The sequence below is a fragment of the Streptomyces europaeiscabiei genome (genome assembly GCF_001550375.1).
Classification (GTDB): domain Bacteria; phylum Actinomycetota; class Actinomycetes; order Streptomycetales; family Streptomycetaceae; genus Streptomyces; species Streptomyces europaeiscabiei.
The window spans coordinates 1-4,628 of record NZ_LRTR01000866.1; the positions used below are offsets into that span (position 1 = coordinate 1).

4 protein-coding genes and 1 pseudogene are annotated in these 4,628 nt (G+C 72.0%); 4 read left to right on the plus strand and 1 reads right to left on the minus strand.

The genetic code is table 11. The annotated features are described in order from the left end of the window. The 3 genes and pseudogenes from AWZ10_RS49530 to AWZ10_RS44080 all read left to right on the plus strand — a co-directional run. The coding region (locus AWZ10_RS49530; protein ID WP_341846118.1) for an oligopeptide/dipeptide ABC transporter ATP-binding protein at window positions 1-298 on the plus strand (298 nt) is incomplete at its 5' end. Further along, window positions 295-978 (plus strand): ATP-binding cassette domain-containing protein, encoded by a 684-nt coding sequence (locus tag AWZ10_RS44075; protein WP_060893983.1) that lies wholly within the window; start codon window positions 295-297, stop codon window positions 976-978. The genes AWZ10_RS49530 and AWZ10_RS44075, both read left to right, overlap by 4 nt. Before the next feature lie 184 nt (window positions 979-1,162). Further along, window positions 1,163-2,403, plus strand: a pseudogene (locus AWZ10_RS44080) (serine/threonine-protein kinase). 47 nt (window positions 2,404-2,450) lie between these two features. On the opposite strand, the gene AWZ10_RS44085 reads toward AWZ10_RS44080, so the two are convergent. After that, window positions 2,451-3,068 carry a TetR/AcrR family transcriptional regulator gene (locus tag AWZ10_RS44085; protein WP_060893984.1) on the minus strand — a complete coding sequence of 206 codons (618 nt, stop codon included), beginning with the start codon at window positions 3,066-3,068 and terminating at the stop codon, window positions 2,451-2,453. Window positions 3,069-3,238: 170 nt separating this feature from the next. On the opposite strand from AWZ10_RS44085, the gene AWZ10_RS44090 reads away from it, so the two are divergent. Continuing rightward, on the plus strand, window positions 3,239-4,628 hold a 1,390-nt coding region (locus AWZ10_RS44090; protein WP_060893985.1), incomplete at its 3' end, for an MFS transporter.

The window sequence follows — 4,628 nt, forward strand, 5'->3', positions numbered from 1 at the left end:
CGGTTCAGACGGCTCGCCCGGTCCGGTCGGCGGCGGTCGCGGCCGTGACGGTGACGATCCCCGCCCCGCTGCCGGTCGTCGCCGTCGGCTGCCCTCCATCCCCGGTTCCCCGCCCACCCTCGACGCCCTCCCACCGGGCTGTGCCTTCGCGCCACGCTGTCCGCTCGTCGCGGACCGCTGCCGCCGGGAGGAACCGGAGCCGTGGGGGGTCGCCGACGGCCATGAGGTCTCCTGCCACCGCTGGGACGAAGTCCCGTATCCCCCGACCGAGTTGTTCCAGGAGGCCGAGGCCGTATGAACCGGAGTGAGCCCCTGCTCGATGTGCGCGGCCTGGTCGTCCGCTACGGCAGCGTCACCGCCGTCGACCAGGTGTCCTTCACGGTGGACGCGGGAGAGACCCTGGCCCTGAACGGCCCGTCGGGCTGCGGCAAGTCCTCCACGGTCGCCGCCGTGCTGCAGTTGCGCCGTCCGGACGCGGGCGAAGTCCGTTTCGAGGGATGCGAGTTGACGACGCTCACCGATCGCGAACTACGCCCGCTCCGCCCCCGTATGCAGCCGGTCTTCCAGGACCCGTACGGCTCACTCAGCCCTCGCCACCGCATCCGGGACGCGGTGGCTGAACCCCTGCGCGTCCAGGGCCGCTGGGACGCGAGGGGCCCCGCAAGGGTGGCCGAACTCCTCGACCGGGTCGGCCTGGATCCGGCCTACGGCGACCGCTTCCCGCACGAGCTGTCCGGCGGCCAGTGCCAACGCGCGGGTATCGCTCGGGCGTTGGCATCCGAGCCCCGCCTGCTGGTCCTCGACGAGCCGGTGTCCGCCCTCGACCCGTCCGTGCGGGCCGGGGTCCTCAACCTGCTCGCCGACCTCCAGGACGAGCTGAACCTGGGGTACCTGTTCATCTGCCACGACCGCGCGGTCGTACGCCACTTCGCGGACCGCTCGATCGAGATGCGCGCCGGGAGGCTCGTACCGGCCTAGGCGCATTCGCCCCGATCCGCCACCCATCCGCCACCGATCCGCCGCCGAACAGCAGCCGATCACCAACCGATCATGTGTGCCACAACTCCGAACAGCATGCACACAGCAACCTTTAGGCTGCTTCCGTCGGTCGGCCCATCGGGGCGACCGACCGGGGGATCAGGGGATCAGGGGGACGTGGGCGTTGAACAACGCGACTGAGGTGTTCCAGCCGCTCCAGGCGGACGACCCGCCGCAGGTGGCCGGCTACCGTCTGGCCGCCCGGCTCGGCGCGGGCGGCATGGGACGGGTCTACCTGTCGCACACCCAGGGCGGCCGACCGGTGGCGATCAAGGTGGTGCGCCCGGAGCTGGCCGACGACCCGGCCTTCCGGCGGCGGTTCGGCCGGGAGATCAAGGCGGCCCGGCGGGTGCGGGGCGCGTACACCGCCGAGCTGATCGACGCCGACCCGGACGGCGTGCCCCCCTGGCTGGCCACGCTGTACGTGCCCGGCCCCTCCCTGGCGGAGGCCGTCGCCCGCCGCGGACCGCTGCCGGTACCCGCGGTGCTGTGGCTGATGGCGGGGGTGGCCGAGGCGCTGCAGGCCATCCACGACGAGGGCATCGTGCATCGCGATCGGTCACGGGGCCGGAGGTCTCGGCTCCGCCGCCGGTCCCCGCCCCCACCCCGGTGCACACGATGCCGTTGCTCGCACCGCCGCACCCGATGGGGCCGACGGGGTGGGCAGGCCCGACGAGGCTGACGGGACCGATGGGGCCGGCCGAGCGGAGGGTCCGCCGCCGACGGACCGCGCTGATCACGGCCGTCGCCCTGAGCGCGGGCGCGCTGCTGCTGACAGGTCTGGCGTGGACGGTCAAGGAAGGGGTGGACCGGTACCGCGACCGGAACACGACCTCCTCCTCGACGCCCGGTGCGGGCGGGCCCGCACGGTCCTCGGCGTCCCCGTCGGCATCCGCCGCGGGCTCAGGGGCGGACGCGGCGGACTCGGGGACCGGTGACCGGACGTCGAAGACGACGAGCCCCTCCCCGACCGCGCCCCGGGAACCTCAACCCACCGCCTATCCCGGGCAGTTCCTGACCCGGAAGAACTCCCTCGACGTCCGGAAGGGGGAGCTGCGCAAGGACCGCAAGGGGGACGTCCGTTTCACCTGCGAGGAGATCGGCTGCGCGCTGGAGAGCGACACCAGCGTGATCACGATGATGTACGCCGATCCCGGCGCCACCCTGGACACGTGCCGTATCGCCCTCACCGGCGCAAAGAGCCGCAGCTTCACTCTCGCCGGGGCGGCGGCCGGCAGCGAGTTCTGCGTCAAGCACCCTTCCGGAGACATCGCCCTGCTGGTGATCCAGGTGAAGGCGACCGCGCTCGGGGACGACGCGGCAAGCTTCGTCACCGCGGACCTGACGCTCTGGCGGGCGGCCTAGGAGGTGGCCCGGAGGGGGTTCGTCCCGCCCGAGGCAAGCGTCCCGGCCTAGGCCAGGACACCCCCCGCACCCCCCGCACCCCCGCGCTTCGCCGCGGCCTCCATCACCCGGCGGAGCCCCTCGGCGAGCCGGTCGGCCTCGGGGGCGCTCGGCGGGTCGAAGGTCCACTGGGCGATCAGCCCGGTCATCAGGGTCACGAAGAACGCGCCCAGGGTGTCCACGTCCTGTTCCGTGGCGTCCTCCTCCCGGCCGCCCATGAACATCGGGATCAGGCCCCGCGCGGCCTCCCGCTGCGCCAGCGCCAAGTGGTCCCGCAGCTCGGGCATCTGGTCGCCCATCACGATGATCTCCATGCTGAGCCGCCACATCGAACCGGGCCCCCGCATGGTGTCGATGATGTTCCCCCACACCTCCTGGAACCGTTCGACCGAACCCGGCTCGGCACCGCCCGTCACCGGTTCCTCCGCGTCGAAGGCCTCGGACAGGTCGCCGACCAGGGCCACGTACGCCTGCGCCAGCAACGTGTCCTTCGAGCCGTAGTGGTAGCCGATCGACGCCAGGTTCGTCCCCGACTCCTTGACGATGTCGCGCGCCGTCGTCCGCGCGAACCCCTTCGCCAGCAGGCAGCGCTTGGCGCCTTCGAGCAGATCCTCACGGTGTCCCATGGAGATCAGCGTAGCCCTGGAGCCATACAGGCGTCCCAGACGGACGTATGAGACGCCCGACTCGACCTGCACGTCCCTTGCGCGACCCACCCGCCCACCCGCTGGATTCATACGACTGTTTTATACGCACGTACTAGACGCTCGTATAAGACGCCCGTACAGTCACCGTCATGACGACGAACAACACTCCTGCGGCGCGAGCCGGACGCCGCGAATGGACCGCCCTGTGGGTCCTGATGCTGCCGCTGCTGCTGGTCTCGATGGACGTGTCCGTGCTGTACTTCGCGGTCCCGGCGATCAGCGCGGACCTGGAACCGACCGGCACCCAACTGCTGTGGATCTTCGACATCTACGCGTTCGTGCTGGCCGGGCTGCTGATGACGATGGGCTCACTGGGTGACCGCATCGGCCGCCGCCGGCTCCTGCTGTTCGGCGCGGCGGCGTTCGGAGCGGCGTCGCTGGTGGCCGCGTACGCGAACAGCGCCGAGACGCTGATCGCGGCGCGCGCGGTACTCGGTGTCGGGGGCGCGACGCTCATGCCGTCGACGATGGCGCTGACCCGGACGATGTTCACCGACCCCGGCCAGCGGGCGAAGGCGATCGGCATCTGGTCGGGTGTGATGGCGGGCGGCGTGGCGCTCGGCTCGGTGCTCAGCGGTGTACTGGTGGAGTACTTCTGGTGGGGCTCGGTCTTCCTGGTGAACCTGCCCGCGATGACCCTGCTTCTGCTCCTCGGCCCGCGTCTGCTCCCCGAGTCGAGGAATCCGGACGCCGGCCGCTTCGACCTGCTGAGCGTCCCGCTGTCCATGGCGGCCGTCCTGCCCGTCATCTACGGCCTCAAGGAGATCCCGACGGAGGGCTGGAACCTGCGGTACGTGATCTCGCTGACCGTGGGCCTGCTCTTCGCGGCCCTGTTCGTCCACCGCCAGCGCACCACGGCCTCCCCTCTCATCTCCCCCGCGCTGTTCCGCGGCCGCGGCTTCACCCCGGCGGTCGTCCTCAACCTCGTGGCGGCCTTCGGGATGATGGGGTCGGTCTACTTCACCACCCAGTACCTCCAGTCCGTCCTCGGCAAGAGCGCACTGGAGGCCGCGCTGTGGGGACTGCTCCCCTCCGTGCTCGTCGGCGTCGCCGCGCCGACCACGACGCTCCTCGTCCAGCGGGGTGTGAACCGGGCGTACGTCGTGTCCGCGGGCTTCGCGACCGCCGCCTGCGGTTACGCGCTGCTGGCCGTCGCGGGCACCGATTCCCTCTGGCCGGTCCTCGCCGGCGCCGGCGTCCTGGCCGCCGGCATCGTCACCGTCCTCTCCCAGATGACCGACCTCGCCCTCGGCGCCGCCCCCGTGGAACGCGCCGGCTCCGCCTCCTCCCTCCTGGAGACCGGCCAGGAGTTCGGCGGCGCCCTCGGCATGGCCGTCCTCGGCTCCATCGGCACGGCCCTGTACCACCACGAGATGCCGGCCACCGCGCCCGGCCCGGCCCGCGAAACCCTCGGAGGCGCCCTCGCGGTGGCCGGCCAACTGCCCGGCCCCGCGGCCGAGTCCCTGACGGCAGCCGCCC